18 protein-coding genes are annotated in these 22,706 nt (G+C 68.4%); 7 read left to right on the top strand and 11 right to left on the bottom strand.

Annotated features, from left to right (window positions below; genetic code table 11):
• Window positions 1–111: 111 nt before the first annotated feature.
• Window positions 112–324 (bottom strand): AlpA family phage regulatory protein, encoded by a 213-nt coding sequence (locus IT182_02100; protein ID MCC6162119.1) that lies wholly within the window; start codon window positions 322–324, stop codon window positions 112–114.
• Window positions 325–971: 647 nt separating this feature from the next.
• Between IT182_02100 and IT182_02105 the strand changes: the two genes are divergently transcribed.
• Together IT182_02105 and IT182_02110 are read left to right on the top strand one after the other, a co-directional pair.
• Complete coding sequence (locus IT182_02105) at window positions 972–1,217, top strand: type II toxin-antitoxin system prevent-host-death family antitoxin (GenBank protein MCC6162120.1); 246 nt, start codon at window positions 972–974, stop codon at window positions 1,215–1,217.
• Window positions 1,214–1,630, top strand: coding sequence for a type II toxin-antitoxin system VapC family toxin (locus IT182_02110; protein ID MCC6162121.1), 417 nt, complete (start codon window positions 1,214–1,216; stop codon window positions 1,628–1,630). Before IT182_02105 ends, IT182_02110 begins: the two co-directional genes overlap by 4 nt.
• Before the next feature lie 308 nt (window positions 1,631–1,938).
• Here the strand turns inward: IT182_02110 and IT182_02115 are convergent, their stop codons facing one another.
• From IT182_02115 to IT182_02135, 5 genes are all read right to left on the bottom strand, one after another.
• Window positions 1,939–4,245, bottom strand: coding sequence for an EAL domain-containing protein (locus IT182_02115; GenBank protein MCC6162122.1), 2,307 nt, complete (start codon window positions 4,243–4,245; stop codon window positions 1,939–1,941).
• A gap of 179 nt (window positions 4,246–4,424) precedes the next feature.
• Entirely contained in the window at window positions 4,425–4,796 is a 372-nt protein-coding gene (locus IT182_02120; protein ID MCC6162123.1) for a LysM peptidoglycan-binding domain-containing protein, read from the bottom strand.
• Window positions 4,797–4,974: 178 nt separating this feature from the next.
• Complete coding sequence (glgB, locus tag IT182_02125; protein ID MCC6162124.1) at window positions 4,975–7,155, bottom strand: 1,4-alpha-glucan branching protein GlgB; 2,181 nt, start codon at window positions 7,153–7,155, stop codon at window positions 4,975–4,977.
• Between the two features lie 17 nt (window positions 7,156–7,172).
• Window positions 7,173–7,736, bottom strand: coding sequence for a DUF2892 domain-containing protein (locus IT182_02130; protein MCC6162125.1), 564 nt, complete (start codon window positions 7,734–7,736; stop codon window positions 7,173–7,175).
• A gap of 34 nt (window positions 7,737–7,770) precedes the next feature.
• A complete protein-coding gene (locus IT182_02135) occupies window positions 7,771–8,934 on the bottom strand; it encodes a Gfo/Idh/MocA family oxidoreductase (protein ID MCC6162126.1) in 1,164 nt (387 codons plus the stop codon).
• Window positions 8,935–9,028: 94 nt separating this feature from the next.
• Here IT182_02135 and IT182_02140 point away from each other — a divergent pair, with 94 nt between their 5' ends.
• Window positions 9,029–9,805: an ATP-binding cassette domain-containing protein gene (locus tag IT182_02140; GenBank protein MCC6162127.1), complete on the top strand. Its 777-nt coding sequence runs from the start codon at window positions 9,029–9,031 to the stop codon at window positions 9,803–9,805.
• Between the two features lie 98 nt (window positions 9,806–9,903).
• On the opposite strand, the gene IT182_02145 is transcribed toward IT182_02140, so the two are convergent.
• From IT182_02145 to IT182_02155, 3 genes are all read right to left on the bottom strand, one after another.
• The gene (locus IT182_02145; protein ID MCC6162128.1) at window positions 9,904–12,162 is read right to left on the bottom strand and encodes a M28 family peptidase; all 2,259 of its coding nucleotides are present in this window, start codon (window positions 12,160–12,162) and stop codon (window positions 9,904–9,906) included.
• A 68-nt stretch (window positions 12,163–12,230) separates the two neighbouring features.
• On the bottom strand, window positions 12,231–13,181 hold the full coding sequence (locus IT182_02150; protein ID MCC6162129.1) for an FAD:protein FMN transferase: 951 nt from the start codon (window positions 13,179–13,181) through the stop codon (window positions 12,231–12,233).
• A 317-nt stretch (window positions 13,182–13,498) separates the two neighbouring features.
• Entirely contained in the window at window positions 13,499–14,449 is a 951-nt protein-coding gene (locus tag IT182_02155; protein ID MCC6162130.1) for an amidohydrolase family protein, read from the bottom strand.
• Here IT182_02155 and IT182_02160 point away from each other — a divergent pair.
• The 4 genes from IT182_02160 (at window position 14,439) to IT182_02175 (ending at window position 20,699) form a co-directional block, all read left to right on the top strand.
• Window positions 14,439–17,081 carry a c-type cytochrome gene (locus IT182_02160; protein MCC6162131.1) on the top strand — a complete coding sequence of 881 codons (2,643 nt, stop codon included), beginning with the start codon at window positions 14,439–14,441 and terminating at the stop codon, window positions 17,079–17,081. The genes IT182_02155 and IT182_02160 overlap by 11 nt on opposite strands.
• 105 nt (window positions 17,082–17,186) lie before the next feature.
• The gene (locus IT182_02165) at window positions 17,187–18,182 is read left to right on the top strand and encodes a 2-hydroxyacid dehydrogenase (GenBank protein ID MCC6162132.1); all 996 of its coding nucleotides are present in this window, start codon (window positions 17,187–17,189) and stop codon (window positions 18,180–18,182) included.
• A gap of 132 nt (window positions 18,183–18,314) precedes the next feature.
• Window positions 18,315–20,318, top strand: coding sequence for a glycoside hydrolase family 3 C-terminal domain-containing protein (locus tag IT182_02170; GenBank protein MCC6162133.1), 2,004 nt, complete (start codon window positions 18,315–18,317; stop codon window positions 20,316–20,318).
• Between the two features lie 189 nt (window positions 20,319–20,507).
• Window positions 20,508–20,699: a hypothetical protein gene (locus tag IT182_02175; protein ID MCC6162134.1), complete on the top strand. Its 192-nt coding sequence runs from the start codon at window positions 20,508–20,510 to the stop codon at window positions 20,697–20,699.
• A 123-nt stretch (window positions 20,700–20,822) separates the two neighbouring features.
• Here IT182_02175 and IT182_02180 read toward each other — a convergent pair whose 3' ends face one another.
• Together IT182_02180 and IT182_02185 are read right to left on the bottom strand one after the other, a co-directional pair.
• Window positions 20,823–21,896, bottom strand: a complete 1,074-nt coding sequence (locus IT182_02180) for an SUMF1/EgtB/PvdO family nonheme iron enzyme (GenBank protein ID MCC6162135.1) — start codon at window positions 21,894–21,896, stop codon at window positions 20,823–20,825.
• A gap of 2 nt (window positions 21,897–21,898) precedes the next feature.
• On the bottom strand, window positions 21,899–22,600 hold the full coding sequence (locus tag IT182_02185) for a hypothetical protein (protein ID MCC6162136.1): 702 nt from the start codon (window positions 22,598–22,600) through the stop codon (window positions 21,899–21,901).
• Between the last annotated feature and the right edge of the window lie 106 nt (window positions 22,601–22,706).

Below are 22,706 nucleotides of genomic sequence, written 5' to 3' on the forward strand. Positions count from 1 at the left end.
CGACCCGTGCCCTCCTGCCTCGTTCCTCGGTCCTTGTCCTTGAACAAGATCTAAGGACGTTGGTGGAGGACGGTGGACATAGGTCGTGGACATAGGACATAGGACATGCCCCTACGCGGCCTCCGGAGGGTTGGCTTCGGCACGCGCTCCGCTCGTCGGCCGAGACTCGATCCACGCGCGAACGTCCTGGGCGCGCCATGCACGCGCGCGGGAGCCGATCGCCACAGGACGTGGGAACTCGCCGTCGCGAATGCGCTGATAGAGGGTCGACGGAGAGACGCCGATAAGGTCGAGAACGGCCGGCAGTCGGAGCAACGCCGGCATGGGACGGGGTGCGGTAGCGGGCTGAGACATACGAGCATCGTCGGGCAACGACGCGGCGTGTCTGTCCCGACGTTTCGCGCGGAACTACGGGATGCGGGGCACGGTGCCTGGCGCTACTCGCGCGCGAGCCCGTCGGCGGGCGTTCCGGGCCAACGTCGAGCACCTGGGGGCATAGACGGGGGCACGCGCTCAGGTGACTGGACGCCAAACAGCACGAATCAGGCGTGATTCAGGCGACTTTTCAGCGGGTATGGTGGGCACTCTCTCCGCCACTTCTCCCAGGGTCGCGAATTCGCCCACATTTCGAGGCTTCCCCGAGTTCGAAAGCCCGAGCCGCCAGTCCGGATGACCTGAACGGCGGCGCGAAACACGACAGTAGCCGTTTTTTACAGCACTTACCTCCAATGTGCTGAGTTCGAATCCCAGACACGTGTCGGGTGTTCGGCTCCGTGTCGCCTTGGGGCCCGCGACAGCTTGCGTGCTTTGCCATTCAGGAACTGCCCTCGCGGCCGGCTGGCCTACTCACGAGTCGCGGTATCCCGCTGAGCATGCCACTGTCACACTGAAAGGCACGGCATGCGGATCTCCCTGCGAACGTCCGCACAGCGATCAGCCACGTTTGTGTCCTTTCGTGACTACAATGGGTCATGAACGGCGTCCGGATTGCTGAATTGAAGGCACGCCTGAGCGAACATCTCCGGTCGGTGCGGGATGGCGGAACCGTCACCGTACTCGACCGGGATACACCAGTGGCGCAGATTGTTCCCATCGCCGCACCGTCGCTCGAAGTGCGAAGGGCGAAACGATCGCTGCGCGATCTGAAGCTCCCACCCAAGCTCGCCAGAACCACCGACAGCGTCGCGCTTCTGCTGGACGATCGGGGTCGCCGGTGATCGCGTACGTCGACACGTCGGCGCTCTTGCGCACGGTCCTGCGAGAACCCGGCGCTCTCGACGACCTGCGCACCTACGATCGACTCGTGTCGAGCGAACTGATTGCCGTCGAGAGCGCGAGAACGATCGATCGGCTTCGCAACCAGGGCACACTGACGTTGGACCAGGCTGCCGAGCGACTCGGGCTGGTGAACGAGTGGCTCGAAGCGGTCGATCTCGTGCTGCTGCGTCCCCCGGTGATGAGTCGTGCGAGCGAGCCCATGCCGATGCCGCTGGGCACGCTGGACGCCATCCACCTCGCCACCGCCCTGGTCTGGAGGGACCGCATCGGTCCGTTGCCGCAGGTGCTGACGCACGACGCGGCCCTCGGCGCTGCTGCCCGAGGCTTCGGGTTCGACGTACGCGGCACCTGAAGACCTCCGGGCGCGCGAAACGGGCTCCCGAAGGTGGCGAGTTCGTGGACGGCGGTGGCGGTGACCACTCCCGCATTCGACGCACGCGCGGCCGTCCGGATGCCCGGTTCCCACTCGAAACCATCGGACTCGGCCAGCATCTCCCGCGCCGCACGCGTCCTCCTTGTCGAAGACATCGCAGAGTCGCAACGGGAAGCGGGCGCCACGCCCGTGTTGGCCTCTCCGGAGGCCCCACGCGCTGCTCGCGCGCCGGCACCGTGGCGTCGCCCTGGACGGGGTCTGCCCGGTTGCCGGACTCGCCCTGCACCTTACGCGATGCGTACGTCGGCGGAGGTGCGGGCAAGGTGGGAGGCGAGGCGCGCATGCGTCATCGGCTTGCCGAGCCAGTACCCCTGCGCGTCGGTGCAGCCCAGGCTGCGGAGCAGTTCGAACTGCGCCAGGGTCTCGACGCCCTCGGCCGTCACGTCCATGCGCAGCGCACCGGCCACCTGCACGATCGCGCGGATCACCTCCGTCGCGTCCTGTTCGCCATTGAGCGTGCGCACGAACGCGCCATCGATCTTGAGCGCGTCGAGCGGATAAGTGCGCAGGTAGGCGAGCGACGAATAGCCGGTGCCGAAGTCGTCCAGCGCCACGCGCACGCCGAGCTCCCGCAATGTGCGCAGGGATTCGCCGACCGACACGCTGTCGCCGGTGAGCGACGACTCGGTGATCTCCAGTTCCAGACGCCGCGGTTCCAGGCGCGTCTGCTCCAGGACCTTCTTCACGTCCAGGACGAGCGATCGCGACGCGAACTGCAGCGGCGAGAGGTTCACCGCCACGCGCATGTGCGACGGCCATGTCAGCGCCACCTCGCACGCCTGGCGCAGCGCCCACTGGCCAATCGCGACGATGAGCCCCGTTTCCTCCGCGAGCGGCACGAACTCGGCCGGCGCAATGAGGCCGCGCGTCGGATGACGCCAGCGCAGCAGCGCCTCGGCCCCCACCACCTGCCCGCTACCGAGCGACACGAGCGGCTGATAGTGCAGTTCGAGCCTGTCGTTTGCGAGCGAGGCGTGCAGGTCGGTCATCAGGCTGAGCCGCCGCCGCGCGGCGCTCTCCATCGACGACTCGAAGAACATGTACGTGTTGCGGCCGCGCGCCTTCGCGGCATAGAGCGCCATGTCGGCCAGCCGCGTGAGGCCTTCGTACGACGCCTCCGCGTGATCGCTGCCGACGATGCCGATGCAGGTGCCGACGCGCAGCGCGAGGTCGTCGAGCGTGACGGGCTCGTCGAGCGTCGCAATCAGCCGCTGCGCCGTCGCCGCCGCCTTGCATCGGTCCGTCGTATCCCAGAGGACCACCGCGAACTCGTCTCCGCCGAGCCGCGCCAGCAGGTCCTCCTGCCGCAGCACGGCGCGGAACCGGCGCGCCACCACCTTCAGCACCTCGTCGCCCACCAGGTGGCCGTGCAGGTCGTTGACGGCCTTGAAGTCGTCGAGGTCCAGATACAGCAACGTACACGGCAGGTGCGATGAGGCGTTCATCCTCACCTGGAACTGATGGCGATTGGCGAGTTGCGTGAGCGTGTCGAAGTTGGCCAGGCGCGCGAGCGCGGCACTGTGCTCGCGGCTCCCGGTGACGTCGGAGCCGACGCCGCGCCACCCCATCGGCGCGCCATCCTCATCGAACACGCGCTTGCCGGAGATCGACCACCACTGCCGGCGGCCCTCGGCCACGATGGGCACCTGCGCGGCACGGACCGCATGCCCCGCTTCGAGCGCACGCTCCAGCGCGTCGACGGCGGCCGCACTGACGGGATCGTCGGGATCCATGCGTTCGCGAAGATGCGCGGTCAGCGCTGTGCCGTCCAACTGCTCCTGGGGCACGCCGAGCGCGGCGGAGAGACGCGGCGAGCTGTACTGCAGCCGGCCGTCGCGATCGAGTTCCCACAGCCAGTCTGGCGAGTTCTCGTGGAAGTCGTCGAGCAGCAGGTCCACCACGCGCTTCTGGCGCGCGCTGTCAGCCTCGGCCACCAGGCGTCCGCCCATCTGCTGCGCGCTGATGCTCACCGTCCCCAACACGATGCCGGCGTAGATCGGGCAGAGGAGCAGTAACACGATGCGACCGGGGTCGGTGTCGCGGATCAGCCCCACGAGGATCCCGGCGGCGAGAATCATCACGTATCGCGACGCGGCGCGCGGCACCGGCGCCAAGGCGAAGCCACCCACGCAGAGCATTCCGACGGCGACGCCGAGCACCACGACGCGCTGTATGCCCTCTCCACCGGCATAGCCGAAGACCATCGGCATCGCCCACATGAGTGCCAGCAGGCCCGCGTGCGTCGCCACGCGGTGTACCGTGCTCTCGGAGGTGCGCTTCGGCCAGAAGCCGCTCCGCAACCGGCGCCACGCGGGCAGGCCGATGGCGGCCACGACGGCCGTCGCGCTCATCCACACGACCAGCGGCCACGTCTGCGGGGTGTCACGGAAGATCCAGCCGAGGGCGGCCACGTTCGCCCAGTTGGCGAGCAGCACCCATGGCGTCAGCGAGACGACCGACTGGACCTGAAGCGACCGGAACCGGGGCGCCTCAGGGTGGGAGCGATCGTATGGCGATGCCCAGAAGGCCCGCACGGGCGGCACGTGGAACACGAGATCGGCGGCGGCGACCTCGCGGGCGGCACCGTACCGCCAGCGAGTCTGTCGCTGTTCTCGTGCGGAATCGGCATGCGTGGGGTGCGGCGTGAATGGGCCGCCGCGCCGGAGGGCTGCCCCGTCTCGCTGACGCGAGACGGGGCTGACTGCGGTCCTGCCTAGGCCGTCGGGATGGTCAGTACCTGACCGACCTTGATTTTGTCCGGATCGGTGAGCTGGTCCTTGTTGGCTTCGAAGATCTTCATGTAGGCGTTGGCGTCGCCGAGGTGCGCCTTGGCGATCTTGCTCAGTGTGTCGCCTGCCTGCACCGTGTACGAGATCGAGGCCGGCTTCACGACGTCGATCACCGCGTGGAGGTCGTCCTTCCACGTGCCGACGGTCTTGAGCGCGTCCCAGATCCGGTTCTTGTCTTCCTCGTTGGTCACCGTACCGTGGAACACGAGTTTGCCGTCGCGCTCCTCGGCCGATCCCTGCATCCCCACCGTCTTGGCCACGTGAATCGCGGCGGCATATCTCTCGCGCAAGCTCATTGCAGCACTCCTGCGGATCCGCAGATCCGGCTGACGCCATCACGCGCGCGCCGGTCCGTCCGGCGGCACGCATGGCTCCGGCCGGTGACCATGCGCCCCGGCCCAGGACTTCGATGCAAACACAGCGGACACGGGCAGGTCAATGTCCGCCCATCGTCCGGGCGCATGCCGCGGCGGCTCAGGCAGCGGGCGCGGGCTTCAGCACGAGGCACCCCAGCGGAGGCAGGATCACGCGCAGCGACTGCGCGTGGCCGTGCGCCGGCTCGTCGGTCGTGGTCACGTGCCCCCCGTTGCCGAGGTTACTGCCGCCATAGGCGGCCGCATCACTGTTGAGGATCTCGTCGTAGCGGCCCGGCACCGGCACGCCCACGACATACGCGTAGCGCGGTACGGGCGTGAAGTTCATCAGGACGACGAGCAGGTCGGCGGGGTCGGCCGCGCGCCGGATGTAGGACACGACGCTGTTCTCGTTGTCATTGCAATCGATCCACTGGAAGCCCGACGGATCGTAGTCGCGTTGATACAGCGCCGGCTGTGCCCTGTAGAGATGGACGAGATCGCTGACAAACTGCAGGATGCCGTCGTGCGGCGGCGACGCGAGGAGGAACCACGGCAGCGACTCGGCGTGGTTCCACTCGCGCCATTGCCCGAACTCGCATCCCTGGAACAGCAGCTTCTTGCCCGGGTGCGTGAACATGTAGCCGTACAGCGCGCGGAGGTTCGCGGCCTTCTGCCACGCGTCGCCAGGCATCTTGTCGATGAGCGACCGCTTCCCGTGCACCACCTCGTCGTGCGAGAACGGCAGGATGAAGTTCTCGTTGTACGCATACAGCATCGAGAACGTCAGGTGCGTGTGCTCCCAGCGGCGATAGACGGCGTCCTTGGACATGTAGGTCAGGATGTCGTGCATCCAGCCCATGTTCCATTTGTAGGTGAACCCCAGGCCGCCGAGATGGACGGGACGGCTCACGCCCGGCCACGCCGTGGACTCCTCGGCGATGGTGACCACGCCGGGATGCTTCTCGTGCACGATCGCGTTGAGGTGCTGCATGAACGAGACCGCGTCGAGGTTCTCGCGCCCGCCGTACTGATTGGGCACCCACTCGCCTTCCTCACGCGAGTAGTCGAGATACAGCATCGACGCCACCGCGTCCACGCGCAGGCCGTCGAGGTGGAAGTCCTCGATCCACGCGAGCGCGCTCGCCGTGAGGAAGTTGCGCACCTCGTTGCGGCCGTAGTTGAAGATCAGCGTGCCCCAGTCGCGATGCTCGCCCTGCCGCGGATCCTCGTGCTCGTAGAGCGACGTGCCGTCGAAGCGCGCGAGGCCGTGGGCGTCCTTCGGAAAGTGTCCTGGGACCCAGTCGAGGATCACGCCGATGCCGGCGCCATGCAGCGCATCGACGAACGCGCGGAAGTCGTCGGGCGATCCGAACCGGCTCGTCGGCGCGAAGAACCCGGTGACCTGATAGCCCCACGACCCGTCGTAGGGGAACTCCAGCACGGGCAGCAACTCGACGTGCGTGAAGCCGAGGCGTTGCACGTGCGCGATGAGGCGTTCGGCGAGCTGTTGATACGTCAGGAACTCGCCACGTTCGCCGCGCGCCCACGATCCGAGGTGGACCTCGTAGATCGCCATCGGCTGATCGAGTCCCTCACGCCGTGCCGCGCGCGCCTCGAGCCACGCATCGTCGGCCCACGCGTAGCGGCTCTCCTCGCAGACGACAGACGCGGTATCGGGCGGCACCTCGCAGGCGGCCGCGCACGGATCGGCCTTGAGGAACGGCGGGCCGCCTGCATTCGAGGCGATCTCGAACTTGTACCGCGCGCCGGCGCCCACGCCCGGCACGAACAGCTCCCACACGCCCTGCGGCAAGCGCTGGCGCATCGGATGCACGCGTCCGTCCCAGGCGTTCCAGTCGCCCACCACGCTGACGCGCCGCGCGTTCGGGGCCCACACCGCGAAGCGCGTGCCCGCCACGCCATCGACGGTCGTGGGATGTGCGCCGAGGGCGCGGTGCAGGTCCTGATGACGCCCTTCGCCGATCAGGTACAGGTCGAGATCGCCGAGCAGCAGGCCGAACCGGTAGGGATCGTCGATCGTCGAGACAACACCGCTGTCGCGCCACGTCACTTCGAAGCGATAGGGCACGATCGTCGTCTCGCCGTCGATCGTCACCTCGAAGATGCCGTCCGGGTGCCGCACGGCCATCGGATGCGTCGCCGCGGGCGTGCCACCGATGACGAGGCGCACCGCCGACGCGCGCGGCAGGAACGTGCGGACGACGAGCGAGCCCTGCTCGACGTGCGGCCCGAGCACGGCGAACGGATCGCCGTGCGTGGCGTTGAGGACGGATCGCATGGCAGGATCGAGCAGGCTCACGAGAGAGGCTCCGGAGTGACGGCAGGCCGGCGGGTCGACGCCCACCAGGGATCGCGCTCGGCCTCCTCGGGATGGTCGCCAGGGCCGCCCACGGACGTGAGCTCCTGCGCGTCGTACACGGGACACCAGCCCGCGGCAGCCGTCAGGGCGAGCCCGATCGCCGCGAGGCGCAGCGGTACCCGGATCGGCCACGGCGCGCCATGCGTTGCCGCGAGCGCGATGCCGGCACCAGCCAGGCGCAGCGCGCGTTCGAGATCGCCCACGTTCTGTCCATGTTCGAACGCGTAGACGGTGGACGGGGCCAGCCGCCCGTCGTCTTCGAGCGCCGCCACGAGGTCTGCGTTGGACGGCTCCACCAGCACGCGCGCACCGATGCGCACGACAGGGGTGCGCATGGCACCGCCGGTCAGGCTGGTGACGTCGGCCTGGGCATCGGCATCCTGATCCACGTCACGCATGCGAAACGGAACGCGCAGCCGGCGCAGGCACCGCGCCGTGCGCGCGGTATCCACGCACCAGGCGGCTCCCAGGACATCCACGAGCGATGAGACATCGGTCATGACCGGGCCACGCTATCGGACTGGGCAACCGGCGTCAATCGCGGCGCGGCAGCGTCACCGCCCTGCCCGTCTTCGCGCTCTCGCGTGCCGCGTCGAGGATCTCGGAGACGATCACGTTGTTGGCGAGCGAAGTGGGCCCTGCCGGTACGAGCCGGCCGCGCACCACGGCGGTCAGGTAGTTGAGTGCGTTCTCCTCGTCGGCCGGCCAGTCCTCGACAGGCGTATCGGCCGCGGGCTTGCCGCGCACCTTCGTGCGGAGCGCGTTGCCGCCCGTCGCCCACGCCGCGGCGCTCTCGGTGTAGACCTCGAGATCCTTGCGATGGTCCGGCCAGTTCCACGACCCCTCGATGATGACCTGCGCGTCCGGGTACTCGAGCAGGATGGTCGCCTCATCGTCCACGCGCGGGTAGACCGCGGGTTTCAGCGTCTGCGTGACGGCGGTCACGCGCAGCGGGCGCGCGTTGTCGAGCAGCCACGTGGCGATGTTGGCGCCATAGCAGCCGAAGTCGTAGAGCGCGCCGCCACCGTTGCGTACCGGGTCGGACAACCAGTCGAGGAATTCCGGCTGCACGCCGATCTCCTTCGGGCCGAAGTGGCCGTCCATCGCGACGATCTTCCGGATGCGGCCGCCCAGCTTCTCCTCGTGCATCAGCCGCCAGATCGCGCGATGGCTCCGGTACCAGGTGGTCTCGTAGTTGACCAGCACATGGATGCGTCCGCGCAAGGCCGCCTGTTCGATCGCCTGTGCGTGCGCCTTGGATACGGCGAGCGGCTTCTCGACCATCACGTGGACGCCGTGCCTGGCGGCCACGTCGATGATCGCCAGATGGTCGAACGTGTTGGTGTACACGACGAGCGCTTCGGGACGCGTCGTGGTGAGGAGACGCTCGACGTCGTCGAACATCTTCCCGGGCTCGATCCCGTATCGCTCGGCGAACGCGGCGCGCAGCGTCGCGTCGGCGTCGTACACCCCGACCAGCGCGACGTCCGTGCGCTTCACCATCGCGTTCATGTGGCCGCGCACGTGTCCGTGCACGAGTCCGGCGATGGCGACACGAAGTGGCGCGCTCGTCGTCACGGGCGACGCCGGGCCTGATGCCTGGGCGTGCACCTGCGCAGCGAACAGGGCGACGCACGCCACGCCGATCGCAACAGGCCTGCCCAGACGAGTGGCAACGAGACTCGAAGCGCGAGACATCGGCATGTGACGCGTACTCCCGGATGAAGGTGAAATCGCCGCGAGCGTACCACGCACGGCCGCCCGTCGGGCCGATCTACGATCCCCGGTATCGATGGACTCCCTGATCGCCTTCTCTCACGTCTCGGTGATCCGCGACGGCGCAACGGTACTCGACGATTTCTCGCTGGAGATCCCCGCGGGGCAGCATGTGGCGGTTGTCGGGCCGAACGGGTCCGGCAAGAGCACGGTGCTGAAGCTCTTCACGCAGGAATTGCGGCCCGTGGCCAGGCCGGACACGTCGGTGACCATCCTCGGGCAGGACCGCTGGACGCAATGGGACCTGCGCGCGGCGATCGGGATCGTCTCCAACGATCTGCTGGCGACCTGTACGCGCCGGATCACGGGGCGCGAGCTGTTGTTGTCGAGCTTCTTCGGCAGCATCGGGCTGTGGCCGCACCACGAGCCGACCGAAGCGATGCACGCGCGCGTCGACGAGGTGCTGGAGTGGCTCGGCCTGCCCTACCTCGCCAGGCGGCTGATCACGCGCATGTCGTCGGGCGAGGCGCGTCGCCTGCTCATCGGCCGCGCGCTGATCCATCGCCCTCGCGCGCTGGTGCTCGACGAGCCCATGACGAGCCTCGATCTCGGTGCGGCCCATGAAGTCCGCGCGACGATGAGCGCGCTGGCGCGGGAGGGGACAACGCTCTTCCTGGTGACGCACGACCTGTCAGACATCGTGCCCGAGATCGGCCGCGTGGTGCTGCTCAAGCGCGGACGTGTCGTCGGCGACGGCACGCCCGCCGAGTGCCTCACCACGTCGACGCTGAGTGACCTGTACGAGCGTCCCGTGGAAGTCACCTACCGCGACGGCCACTATCACGCCTGGTGACCACGGCCGGGCACCGGGCACCGGGCAACCGGACGGTCGGCAACCGGCAATGGGCAACCGGCAACCGGCAACCGGCAACCGGACAGCCTGAGCTGCTGTCACCGTTCCAGCAAGAGCGTCGCGCGTTCGATCTCGCCGGCGTAGCGGTCGAGGGTACCGGCCACGATCGGGATCTGGCGGCGAGCCTCGTCCCAGGCGCGCTGTTCGAGGGCTTCGCGGACGGCGGGCAGCGTCTTCACGCCGTAGCCGGTGTAGTACCCCGGCGCGTACACCTGGTGCCTGAACCACGGCCGACGCGGAAGACCTTCCTGACGCGTGAGCGCGCGCTCGGCCGTGAAGAGGACGGCGTTGGCGGGCGCGAGCGCACCCGCGTTGCCACCGGCGGCGGGTGCGACGGCCGCATCGAACCGGCGCGCAGCCACGCGCAGGCGCTCGACAACGTCACGCAGCGGCTTCATGTCGAAATCGGGCACCACGTCCTTCTTCGCCGGCACCACGAACGTGTCCGACGGATTGGCCGCCAGCACGAACGTCCCCTCGTCGATGCGCCTGTTGTGTTCGATGGTCTCGGTCTTCAGGGTCTCCACAAGCCTCTCGAGCTCACCGACGTACGTGCCGATCCGCTCCGCCGAACGCACGAACGCGAACGGCAACAGGTCTGCCTCCGAAAGCCGGAGCACGGCACGACCGCCCACTTTCGCGAGCGCCGCGGCATAGGCGAGATCGGGGTCCTGGAAGCGCTTGTAGTGATCCACCGAGTCGTACACCGAGTGGTACTGCCCGTACTCCCCTTCCCCGCCGAACCCGATGTTGAGCGACGCGATGCCCAGGTGCTGCAGGAACGGCGTGTAATCGGATCCTGACCCGAGCGCACCGATCTCGAACCGTCGCTCCTCGCGCGCGATGCGGCTCGCGTGAGGCGTCCCTTCGATGACGGTCCGCGCGAGCAGGCGATCGCCCACCGATCCCTTCACGCGCGGATCGGGCACGTCGCGTGCGATCTCGTTGACGAATCGTTCGAGGCTGTGCGAGCCGCCCGCGCTCAGGAACCCGCGCGCGTTGCTGTCCGAGTTGATGTACGCCACGACCTTCGCGCTGAGCGCGGCGGCGTGGTCCTCGACCCACTCCGTCGATCCGAGCAGGCCGGGCTCCTCCGCGTCCCATGCGGCGAAGACCAGCGTGCGCTTCGGCTTCCATCCACTGCGTACCAGTTCCGCGACCGCGCGCGCCTCCTCGAGCACGGCGACCATGCCGCTCGTGGGATCGCTGGCACCCGCCACCCAGCCGTCGTGATGATTGCCGCGCACGATCCACTGGTCGGGGAACTCCGCGCCGTCGAGCGTGGCAATCACGTCGTAGGCCGGCACGAGCTTCCAGTCGAATGCGAGCTTCATGTGGACGCGCGCGGGACCGGGACCGATGTGATACGTCGCCGGCAGGCCGCCGCGCCATGCGGCTGGCGCCACGGGGCCATCGATCGCCTTCAACAGCGGCAGCGCGTCGCCGTACGAGATCGGGAGCACGGGGATCTTCGTCAGCGTCTCCGCCTTGGTGAACTCTGGGCGTGTGGCCGATGGCGTCGCTGCCACGAAGGGCGTCAGCGGATCGCCCGGATACACGGGCATGTCGGCCACCGATCCGCGCTGCGCCGAGTGCTCGTTGCGCCAGCCGCCCTTCGGATACGCGTCACCCTGGAAGTATCCATCGTCCCGGGGATCGGAGTAGATGAGGCAGCCGATGGCGCCGTGCTCGGCGGCGACCTTCGGCTTGATGCCGCGCCACGATCCGCCGTAACGCGCGATGACGATCTTCCCCTTCACGTCGATGCCGCGCCGCGCGAGCTCCTCGTAGTCGGCAGGCACGCCGTAGTTGACGTACACGAGTTCGCCCGTGACGTCGCCGTCGGACGAGTACATGTTGAAGGTCGGGAGCGCCTCCGACGTCAGCTTCGAGACCGCGTCGCCCTGGACGGGCGGCTCGGAAAGCCGCGCCGTGAAGCGCGTGGGCGCAACCATCTCCACCACGCGCGTGATGGGCGTCGGGAAGAGGACGTCGTACTGCTTGATCTCGACGCGATAGCCCCACTCGCGCAGCAGTGCCGCCATGAACTCGGCGTTCGCCTTGCCATGCGGGGATCCGGCGTGATGCGGTCGCGCCGCCATCCGCTCCAGCCACGCCGTCAGGTTCGCCGTGGAGATCTGCGCGTCGAAGCGGCGTTCGAGATCGTGCTGCGCGCCGACACGCGCGCTGGCGAAGCCGTGGATGGGCGCCGACGGCTGCTCCTGGGCATGACCGGCCAGGGAGGCTGTGGCGATGAGGGCGATGAGCAGGGGCGACACGCGACGCATGCGCGCCATTCAATCACAGCCCGGGCGACGGTCGCCCTTGGATGCCTGCCCGCCGGATGGAATCCGGCGGCTACACCTCAGGGGAGGCTGTCGACCAGGGTTCGAAGGCGGGTCGAGGCGCGGACCGTGGGCCGGTCCGGCGTGCGGAGGACGATGAAGGCGGCGGCGGCGGGGTGACGTTCGATGAGGTCGAGGCCCTTGTCGACTCCGAGCACGCCGATGGCCGTGTCGAGGCCGTCGGCATCCATGCCATGCGGCGCGATGACCGTCACTGTGATGTCGTCGAGCAGGCCGGTTCGCGATCGCGGGTCGATCACGTGGGAGTATCGCCGGCCGTCGATGTCGAGGTGCTGCTCGGCGTTGCCCGACGTCGAGACCGCCATGTGACTCAGGCGAAGGACCGCCGGCACGTCAGTGCCTTCGAGGTCATCGTCGTGGATGCGCACGCGCCAGCCAGGCTGGCCCGGCGGCGGCGCGCCGCACGCGATGTCTCCGCTCACGGCGACCAGCGCGCTCGGCACGCCCGCGCGCGCGATGGCCGCGAGCGCTTCGCTCGCCGCGTAGCCCTTGCCGATGGCGCCGACGTCAAGTTGCACGCCGGCGATGTCGAACGACACGGTGCGCCGCGCCTCGTCGAGATGCATGTACGTGTACCCGCTGCGACGAGCTGCCGCGTGCAGCGCGTCGCTCTCGGGCACGCGTCCCGTCGCACGCGCGTCGCGCCAGACGCGCACGACAGCACCTTGCGTGATGTCGAACGCGCCATCGGTTTCCACCGAGAGCCGGTGCGACGCGCGCAACACGGCGAAGAGATCGGGGCCAACCGCGACGGGCCGTCCCACGGCTTCGCGGGTCACACGGTTCAGTTCACTCTCCGACTTGTAGTCCGACAGGATGGCGTCGAGTTCCCTGATGCGATCGAAGCCCGCGCGGAACGCCACGCGCGCCGCCTCGGCATCGCGCGCGTACACGGTGATCCGCACGAGCGTCCCCATGTGCGGCTCGACGCCTTCGAAACGCGTCTGCACAGGCGATGGTGAGGACACCGGCAACCGGCAACCGGCAACCGGCAACCGGACATCAGCAGCCGAACACCCGACACCCGAGTGATCGAAATGCGGCGCAGGCGCGCGGGTGGCGGCGGACGGGCCGCCCCGCCCGCCCGCAAGCGCGTCTCCCGTACAAGTGCTGTTCGCGCCGAGGACGGGTGGGGCTGTCCGCCGACAGGACCCGCGCGCAGAGGTCGTCTGGAAGACGTCGGGCATCTGGGGTGAGATGCCGGCAACGGCCGTGACCAGGGCGAGGATGCGGAGCGAGCAAGGCAGCACGGAGAATCGCCGTGGGCTCAGAGGCGGAGGACGCGCTTCGCGTTCTCGTACAGCAGCTTCCGCTCGATGGCCTTGCTGGCGGCAAGACGACGGATCGCGGCGATGGTCTGCGCGCCCTGGCACGTCGGCCCGCTGCCGACGTGGTCGCTGCAGTCGCTGCCGTACAACAGCTTGTCCTGATGCCGCGTGAGGAAATCGCGCGTGAAGGCCTCGTCGCGCGTCAGCGCATTCAGGCCGGAACCCGCCCCCAGGTCGCCGTACATGTTCGGGTAGTCGCGCAGGTACCGGTCCGTCAGTCCGCCGGGCGTCACGGGCCCCTTGGGATACAACACCGTCTGGTCGCGGTGGTTCGCGTCGATGTTGGCCCACCACGTCTGCGCGTGACCGATGAACGTCACGCGCGGGAAGCGCTCCAGCATCGTGTGGAAGCGCTCGAAACCGTGGTTGTACATCCCGAACTGCCAGTGCATCAGCACGGGGACGCGATGCGTGTCGGCAAGCGTGTAGATCGCCTGCATCTCCGGGGCGTCGCACGCCACGCCGAACTTCTGCTCGGCGATGAGTACGGCGCCTCGCGCGATCTGCCTCTCGATCTCCTGCGTCGCGCCCTCGACATCCGGAACCTCGTTGGCGCCGAAGAGGTACGCCTCGCGATGCGCCCGCGCGAACTCGTAGCAGGCGTCGTTGCCGAGTGCCTGCGCCTGGAGACCGTTGGCTACACCGTCATGCGTCGATGGACGCTGCACGGAACGGCCCGCCGGCAACAGGATCGTCGTCGTCACACCCATCGCGCGCTGGTGCGCCAGCAGCACATGGTCCGGACGGCCGCTGTAGCCCACGTGCTGGTGGATGTCTATGATGGGTTCTCCCTGCGCGGCCAGCCGCGGCGCCACGCCCGGCAGGGCCATGCCAGCCAGCGCCAATCCGGAAGTCGAGAGAAACGTCCGCCGAGTCGTCATGCGCGCCATTGTGTCCCGAATCTTCCTCGTCACGGCGATCGTCGGCACGATCGCCATGGCTCCCACGTGGGGTCAGCAGACGCGTGCATGGCCTCCTGGCGTCGCGGCCGTGGAGCCGTCATCTCCCGCGCGCACGCCCGATGAGGAGTTGGCTACCTTCCATCTGGCGCCAGGTTTCCGCATCGAACTCGTGGCGAGCGAACCCCTCGTGCAGGACCCCGTGGCGATCGACTGGGCACCAGACGGTCGGCTGTGGGTAGTCGAGATGCCCGGCTTCATGCCAGACATCGCCGCCACAGGCGAGCACGCACCTGTCGGACGTATCGTCACGTTGACCGACACCGACGGCGACGGCCGGATGGACCACCGCACGGTGTTCGCCGACGGACTCGTGCTCGCACGCAGCGTCAAGGTGCTGGACGATGGCGTGCTGGTGGCCGAGCCTCCCGACCTCTGGCTGATGCGCGACACCGACAGCGACGGCCGCATGAACACGAAGACGCGCGTCACCAACCAGTTCGGCAGACGTGACGTGGACGTCGAGAACAACGCGAACGGATTCGACTGGGGCCTCGACAACCGCATGCGCACCGCGGGGCAATCGCGCGTCACTCTGCGGTGGAAGGCTGGCACGATCGTCGTCGAGCCCTCGCCCGTGCGCGGACAGTGGGGCGTCACACATGACGATGTGGGGCGGACGTATCGCAACACGAACGAATCCGCGCTGCACGTGGATCTGATCGCGAGCGAGTACTTCGTGCGCCACCCGCAATTGCTGCGCACTCGCGGCAGCTACGAGCGGCTGGCGATGCCCGACAACGACCTCAACACCATCTGGCCCGCGCGTCCCACGCCTGGCGTCAATCGCGGCTACCAGGCGGGCATCCGTCGCGCCGACGGCACGCTCGCGCGCTACACGTCGGTGTGTACGCCGCTGGTGTATCGCGGGGATCGCCTGCCGTCAGACGTGTACGGAAGCGTGTTCGTGGCAGACCCTGCCGCGAACCTCGTGAGCCTCATCCACCTGCGCGAAGACGATGTGACGCTGCGCGCGTCCAAGCCGTGGCCGGATGCCGAGTTTCTCGCGTCGACCGACGAGCGCTTCCGTCCCGTGCAGATCGTCAACGCGCCCGACGGAGCCTTGTACGTCGTGGATCTCTATCGCGGCGTCATCGAGCACCGGCTGTCGTTGACGGCGTATCTCAAGTCGTACATCGAGACGCAGGGGCTCGTCGAGCCGCGCGGGCTCGGACGCATCTGGCGGATCGTGCACGACGACACGCCGCGAGACACGAGTGCCCTGCCCACGCGCACGCCGGCGGACCTTGTCGCCCTGCTCTCGCATCCGAACGGCTGGCGTCGCGACACCGCGCAACGGCTGCTCGTGGAGCGCGGGCTCGTGGAGACTGCGCCTGCGCTCGGCGTGCTCGCCCGCGATGCGGCCGACGCACGCACGCGACTTCACGCGCTCTGGACGCTCGACGGCCTCGACGCGATCGAACCGTCGCACGTGGCTGTCGCACTGACCGATGCGTCACCTCACGTGCGTGCCGCTGGTCTGCGGATCGCGGAACGCTGGCTCGACGCTCCATCGCCGGATCTGCGATCCCGCATCGAAACCGCGATCGACGATCCGGATCCGCGAGTACGTCTGCAGGCCGCCGCCACGCTCGGCGCTCTGCCTGACGGTGACACCAAGTGGGACGCGATGGCGCGCGCCCTCACCCGATCCGGCGGCGATCCGATGGTGACCGATGCCGTGCTTTCCGGCGCACGCGGTTCCGAGGGCGCGCTCCTCGCGCGACTGCTCATACAGGACGCCGACGCCGCGACGACGATGGTGGCGGCCACGTTGTTGCGCGGAGGACGTGACGGTGAAGCGCGGACGTGGCTCGCGCGCATCGCCGACGCCACGCTGCCGATGGCGCGACGCGAGGCTCTGATGTCCGGCGCGGAGATCGGCATTCTCGGCGCGCCGGTCCCCGGTCAGTTGCCGCCGCTGCCCACGGCGCCCGGCGTGACGTGCCCGACGTGCCCCGGCGGCCGTCAGAGTGCGGGTGGCGCGTACGCATTCGAGTGGCCCGAGGCGGCCAACGCGTACACGCGTCCAGGTCCGGCGGCGCCACCCTTGCGACTCACCGACGCACCGCGCGCGTTCATCGCGCTCGCTGAAGAGGATTCGCGCCTGGGTCGGCAGGCGGCTGCGGTACTGACGCACGTCACGTGGCCAGGCAAGCCCGGTGACGAGGACACGCCTCCGCCGCTGACCGCACAGGAGCAGCAACGCTTCGATGAGGGACGCACGATCTACGAGGCGCTGTGCCAGTCGTGCCACCAGGCCGACGGTCGCGGCCAGGCGGGTCGGGCCGCGAGTCTCGTCGGTTCGCCCATCGCGCTGGCGCCATCGGAGATTCCCGTGCGCGTGCTGATGAACGGTAAGGAAGGAGTGACTGGTCTGATGCCGCCGCTCGGATCGGCCATGACCGACGCGCAGGTCGCGGCGGTCCTCACCTACATCAGGCGTGAGTGGGGACACGGCGCGACGGCCGTCGACGCCGGCATCGTCGCCCGCGTGCGCAAGGCCACGCAGTCGCGCACACGTCCCTGGACCGACGCGGAACTGGCCGCCATCGGCCGTTAGTGAGAGGCCGGGCCCGGAGGGCCGGCCCTACCTACCGCCGCGGTGTGCGGGCCGGGTGTAGGTAGGGCCGGCTCTCCGAGCCCGGCCGTTACGATGAATACCCACATGGACATCGCATTTTTCGACACGCATACATACGACTGTGACGCCTTCGAGCGCGCCAACGCCTCTCGATCGCACACGCTGCACTTCATCGAATCGCGCCTTTCGAAGACGACGGCGCCACTGGCCGTCGGCGCGCCCGTCGTGTGCCCGTTCGTGAACGACCGCGTCGACGCAGACACGCTGCGCGTGCTGCACGCGGGAGGGACGCGGCTCATCGCGCTGCGATCGGCCGGCTACAACCATGTCGACCTCGACGCGGCCGCCGCGCTCGATCTGCCCGTGGTGCGCGTGCCCGAATACTCGCCGTACGCCGTCGCGGAACACGCGATGGCGCTCGTGCTGGCACTGAATCGGAAAATTCACAGGGCCTACAACCGCGTGCGCGAGGCCAACTTCTCCCTCGAAGGCCTCGTCGGGTTCGATCTCCGCGGCAAGACGTTCGGCATCGTCGGGACCGGCAAGATCGGGCGCGCGCTGGCGCGCATCGCCCACGGGTTCGGGTGTCGTGTGGTTGCGGCCGATGCGTACCCTGACACGACGCTTGCGGCCGAGCTCGGCGTGATCTACATGGATGCGTCGCAGCTCTACACCGAGGCCGACGTCATCTCGCTCCACGTGCCGCTGACGCCAGACACGCATCACATGGTCGACGCGGCAGCCATCGCGCTGATGAAGCGCGGCGTGATGCTGATCAACACGAGCCGCGGCGCGCTCGTCGACACGCCGGCCCTGATCTCCGCGCTCAAGTCGGGCGCTGTCGGGGCCGCCGGTCTCGACGTCTACGAAGAAGAAGGGCCCCTTTTCTTCCGCGACCTCTCGATGCTCCCGCTGCAGGATGACGTGCTCGCGCGGCTGCTGACGTTCCCGAACGTCCTCGTGACATCGCACCAGGGCTTCCTGACACGGGAGGCCCTCGACAACATCGCCGACACCACCCTGACCAGCATCGACGCCTTTGCCCGCGGCGAGGCGCTGGTGCACCGCGTCACGGCGTGACGATCGCAATGCCGCGATGCCGGGATGCGGTAGCGACGTCTTGGTGGCGCGAACGGGTTTCAACCCGGTCGTGAGCGCGCGGTCTGCCGGGCCAGCGGCTACAATGCGCGGCACGCATTTCAGGAGTGCGACATGACGATACGTGCCTCGCAATGCGCCGCCGGCCTGCTGGTGGCGACGATGATCGGCGGCGGATGTCAGACCCGCCAGACGGCCGCCACGCAACCAACGCTCGGCGCGCGAACCGTGCAACTGCTGACGGTGGACGGCCTGCAGTTCAAGGACCTGAACAAGAACGGCCGCCTCGATCCCTACGAAGACTGGCGGCAGCCGATCGACGCGCGCGTTGCCGACCTCGTCGGCCAGATGACCCTCGAAGAGAAGGCCGGCATGATGGTCGGCCCCACGCTACTGATGGGCCCCAACGGAAGCGTCAACGAGGAGTCGCGGCCGATGCCCAACCCCTTCGGCGGCCCCTCGTGGACGCTGCCGGGCACGTCCGAAGCGCTGCTGAAGCTGCACATCCGGCAGTTCATCAATCGCGTCAACACCTCGCCGAAGACGATGGCGACGTGGCTGAACGGGGTGCAGGCGATCGCTGAAGGATCGCGGCTCGGCATCCCGGCGTTCTTCGTCACCAATCCGCGCAACCACCTGGGTTCGGGCGCCGTCGTGGTCGGCATCGAGGAAGCGGGCGGCAGTTTCTCGCAGTGGCCTGGCACGCTCGGACTCGCCGCCACGCGCGACGCCGCGCTCGTCGAGGCGTTCTCGCGCGTGTCTGCCGAGGAGCACATCGCTGTCGGCATCCGCGGCGCGTATCACCCGCAGCTCGATCTGGCGACCGAACCGCGCTGGGCGCGCATCTCCGGCACGTTCGGCGAGGACGCGGATCTCACGAGCGCCATGGCGGTGGCCATGGTCCACGGCTTCCAGGGAGACGCGCTGGGACCGGCAAGCGTCGCGCTGATCTTCAAACACTTCCCCGGCGGCGGTCCCGCCAGCGGCGGCCAGGACTCGCACTTCACCTACGGCAAGTACGACGTCTATCCGGGCGGGAACTTCGACTACCACGTCCGTCCGTTCAAGGCCGCGATCGACGCGGGCGCCGTCGCGATGATGCCGTACTACTCGATCCCGAAGGACATCACGCAGGACCAGGTCGGCATGGCCTTCAACAAGGAGATCGTCACCGACCTGCTGCGCAATCGCCTCGGCTTCACGGGCGTGGTGAACTCCGATTCCGGCATCACCACGTCGATGGTCTGGGGCGTCGAGGACCTCACCGTCGAGCAGCGCTTCCGCAAGGCCATCGAGGCAGGCACCGACCTGTTCAGCAACGACGCGACGCCAGAGTACGTGGTGAACCTCGTACGTAAGGGGGAGGTGAGCGAGACGCGCATCGACGAGTCTGTGTCTCGGCTGCTGCGCGTCAGGTTCGCGCTCGGCATCTTCGAGAACCCGTATGCGGATCCCGATCTGGCGGAGCAGACCATCCGCAAGGCCGCGTTCCAGGCGCAGGCGCTGGCCGCGCAGCGCAAGTCGGCGGTGCTGCTCCACAACGACAAGAGCCTGCTGCCGCTGAAGCCGGGCAGCAAGGTCTACGCCGAAGGGCTGAACGCCGATCTGCTCCAGTCCCGCGGCTTCATCGTCGTGTCGTCGCCTGGCGATGCCGACGTCGCGGTGCTGCGCGTGACGGCTGCCGCACCGTCACGTGGTGGCGCTGGTGCGGCGCCGGCTGGTGCCCCGGGAGGCAACGCGCGCGGGGCCGGGCTCGGTGGCCTGAACACCGATGGCGCGCCGATCGATCTCACGCTGCCTGCCGAGCGCATCGCATCGGTTCACCGCATCGCCCAGGCGGTGCCAACCGTCGTGGCCATGTATTTCGATCGTCCGTACGTGGTGCCTGAACTTGCGAAAGACAGCGGTGCGCTCGTGGCGCACTTCGGCATCAGCGACGAGGCGTTGATCGACGTGCTCAGTGGCGCGCATCCACCGACGGGCAAGCTGCCGTTCGAGCTGCCCTCGTCCATGGACGCCGTGCGCGCGCAGAAGGAAGACGTCCCGCACGATTCGGTCGCGCCGCTGTACGAGTTCGGACACGGGCTCACGTTCGCGTCGGGTTCACCACTCCGATAGGCGTGTTTTTCGGGCGTTTCGCGCCCGGGCGATCGGGTTCGTGGAACTCTGTGACACACTCAACGTCTGGCGCCCTCGCCCAGGCGAGGGCAGCGCCTGTCACTGTCGCCCCCCACGTCGCGGAAGCGTCCTGGGCAGGGCCCGTTCATCACAATCCGGAGAAATGCAGCGTTGAGTCGAAAGGGAAAGATGACGGCGGTGAAACTGCAGCGTGAGCGCGCCCTCGCCGAGCGCCGTCGCGAGAAGCAGGCACGCCGCGCGATGCCGCAGGAATCGGCTGTGGCACGGGTAGACGGTGAGGATCCCGACCTCGCCGGGATTCAGCTGGGTCCGCAGCCCCTTCAGGACTGGCAGCGCGACGACGAGCGCGACGACGAGTAGGCCTCGTCGCGAGCGGTGCCAGGGGCTAAAAAGCCCCTGGCCTCCATCCGCAAGTTCTGAAACCCTGCGTCTCGCGTCTGGAACGCAACCGGTTGCCGGTTGCCGATTGCCCGTTGCCGGTCTCTAGTACGGGTCCACCTCGATGCCGTTGTTCCAGACGCGATACATCTCTTCGGCGCTGGGCACCTTCGACGGGCGCACGAGGCGGAAGCCGAGCCACTCGGCGTCGGTCATGTACCAGACGCTGGTCGGCAGCTGTGGATCGCGTTCCTTCCACACCGGATCGGACTTGTACCTGATGGTGCAGTTGACGCGAGCGGCCGGGTCGTTCCAGGACCCGCCGCGGACGGCGATCGGATACGCCTCGGTGGGACGCACCCACGGGTTGCTGGCGGCGCCGGCGGGGTACGGCGCGTACTGGTCGGCCGTCCACTCCATGACGTTGCCGAGCATGTCGTAGAGTCCCCACGCATTGGGCTTCTTCGACCCCAGCGTGTGGTAGGTGCCGTCGGTGAACTCGTTGTTCGGCGAGTTCTTCTGGTACCACGCCACGTCGCCGAGCTGCTCCTCCGGCAGCGACGCGGGACCGCCCGCACGGCACGCGTATTCCCACTCGGCCTCGGTCGGCACGCGGTAGTACTCACCCGTGCGCGCGCTCAGCCACTGCGCGTACTTGTTGGCCGCGTGCGGCGTCATGCTGATCGCCGGAAATCCGCCGTTTCCGCGCCCGAAGCTCATCTCGAGGTGCGGAGCCGTCGGCCGGCTCAACGCGTCGACCACCGCATCTGGCTTGGCCGACTCGTTGGCCTGGTCGGCGAACATGAACATCAGGTACGCGTCCCAGTTGACCTCGGTGGTCATCATCCAGAACGCGTCGAGCGTCACGGTGTGCACGGGCGCCTGATCCTTCGGCGCCCCCGCGTCGGCCGAGCCCATCTCGAACGATCCGGCGGGGATCGGCGCCATGTCGAACGTGGCGGCCGTGCCGGGGATCGTGACCGTGTATTTCGCTGCCGCGCCGTCGGCGTCCTTCGCCCTGGCAAGAATCCGCGTGCGGATCTGTTCGACGACCGCGAGCTCCTTCGCGTCGATGGCCGCCCCGGCGGGTGCCGCGGCGGGTTGACGCGAGGAAACGGGAACCGTGGCCGCCCCGGCCGCAAGGGTCAGGGCGACAACGGTGGCGAGACGGGCTGTCATCATCACGAGACCTTCGTGCGTCCGGGAATGGCCAGGCCAGGCGGGTCGAACTTCGCGTTCATCTGCATCGCCGGCGGCAGCAGATCGACGGTCGAGTTCAGCGCCTGATCCCATGTCAGTTCCTGTCCGGAGTACGCGGCGTCGCGGCCCATGATGGCGAGCAGCGTGCTGGTGGCGAGGTTGAGGTCGTCGTTCTTCGGCTTGCCCTCGCGGATCGACGCAAACAACACGTCGTGCTCCCGCTGGTACATGTCGTAGTCCTGGCCCTCCCACTGCCACTTGATCGTGCCGTCGGGCGTCTCGATGCGCGGCTTGCCGCGGCCGAGGAACAGCGTGGCGTCGGTACCGATCACGTAGTCGAGCGTGCCGTTGAAGCAGCCCGTCGACTGGCGGTTGGCGAGGAACACGCGATACCCGTTCGGCCACACGAAGTTGGCCTCGAAGTGGTCGTAGATGTTGCCGCCGTTGGCGGGCACCGAGCGGCCACCCACGGCCACGCAACTGGCGGGCGGCTGGTCCTTCATCACCCACATGATCTTGTCGGCGTTGTGGACGGCCTGCTCCACGAGGCTGTCGCCCGACAGCCACACGAAGTTGTACCAGTTGCGCACCTGCCACTCGATGTCGCCCATGCCGGCCGGACGCGCGCTCTCGGGCGGCATCGGCTTGACCGGGTTGGTGTAGTAGGTCGAGTAGTGCGCCACGAGACGGCCGAGGGGTATCGCCCAGAAACGAGATGAGCCCGCGCGCCATCCCCGCCTGTTCGGCAAAGCCGAGCTGGAACGCGTAGTCGGCGATCTGCGCCAGGGC

The organism is Acidobacteriota bacterium (assembly GCA_020845575.1).
Taxonomy (GTDB): Bacteria; Acidobacteriota; Vicinamibacteria; order Vicinamibacterales; family Vicinamibacteraceae; genus Luteitalea.

Coding starts and splice junctions, on each gene's coding strand:
- IT182_02130 (MCC6162125.1), bottom strand. CDS start 7,736: ATGACCGATGTCTCATCGCTCGTGGATGTCCTGGGAGCCGCCTGGTGC.
- IT182_02145 (MCC6162128.1), bottom strand. CDS start 12,162: ATGGCGCGCATGCGTCGCGTGTCGCCCCTGCTCATCGCCCTCATCGCC.
- IT182_02160 (MCC6162131.1), top strand. CDS start 14,439: ATGCGCGCCATTGTGTCCCGAATCTTCCTCGTCACGGCGATCGTCGGC.
- IT182_02175 (MCC6162134.1), top strand. CDS start 20,508: ATGACGGCGGTGAAACTGCAGCGTGAGCGCGCCCTCGCCGAGCGCCGT.
- IT182_02180 (MCC6162135.1), bottom strand. CDS start 21,896: ATGACAGCCCGTCTCGCCACCGTTGTCGCCCTGACCCTTGCGGCCGGG.
- IT182_02135 (MCC6162126.1), bottom strand. CDS start 8,934: ATGTCTCGCGCTTCGAGTCTCGTTGCCACTCGTCTGGGCAGGCCTGTT.
- glgB (MCC6162124.1), bottom strand. CDS start 7,155: ATGCGATCCGTCCTCAACGCCACGCACGGCGATCCGTTCGCCGTGCTC.
- IT182_02105 (MCC6162120.1), top strand. CDS start 972: ATGAACGGCGTCCGGATTGCTGAATTGAAGGCACGCCTGAGCGAACAT.
- IT182_02155 (MCC6162130.1), bottom strand. CDS start 14,449: ATGGCGCGCATGACGACTCGGCGGACGTTTCTCTCGACTTCCGGATTG.
- IT182_02140 (MCC6162127.1), top strand. CDS start 9,029: ATGGACTCCCTGATCGCCTTCTCTCACGTCTCGGTGATCCGCGACGGC.
- IT182_02165 (MCC6162132.1), top strand. CDS start 17,187: ATGGACATCGCATTTTTCGACACGCATACATACGACTGTGACGCCTTC.
- IT182_02170 (MCC6162133.1), top strand. CDS start 18,315: ATGACGATACGTGCCTCGCAATGCGCCGCCGGCCTGCTGGTGGCGACG.
- IT182_02120 (MCC6162123.1), bottom strand. CDS start 4,796: ATGAGCTTGCGCGAGAGATATGCCGCCGCGATTCACGTGGCCAAGACG.
- IT182_02100 (MCC6162119.1), bottom strand. CDS start 324: ATGCCGGCGTTGCTCCGACTGCCGGCCGTTCTCGACCTTATCGGCGTC.